Annotated in this window: 1 pseudogene; it reads right to left on the bottom strand. The window is 59.4% G+C overall.

Features of this window, described 5'->3' with window-relative positions:
- Positions 1-288 (bottom strand): annotated as a pseudogene (locus tag ACZYSM_RS29535) (hypothetical protein); the annotation flags it as partial.

The raw sequence follows: 288 nt of genomic DNA, 5'->3' as shown, positions 1-288 counted from the left end.
CCTCATTGAGCAACCCTTGAAGGCGGTACCAGTTGCAGGCTTTGCGCTCACTCGTAGCCGGGATAGCGATTTTGCTCTCGGCAGACAAGCCATCGAGCAAACTCTTGGGAACCAAGAGGTCGGTAGCTCTCGGCGTGTGAGCGGCGCTCAAGGTGGGCGGCTGTGTAGCGCTGAAACAAGCCTGATGCGCCACCACAGCAGTGCCCTTGGCAAGCTTTAGCCAGGTCTTGCTGTCGGCGGGTAGTCGCAGCGCCCAGTCACGGCTGTCCTTGATGAAGTCTTCCACGT

The sequence above is a fragment of the Pseudomonas sp. F220 genome, from assembly GCF_057813935.1.
The sequence above is the reverse complement of the archived record's forward strand: the minus strand, read 5'-3'. Positions and strand labels throughout refer to the sequence as shown.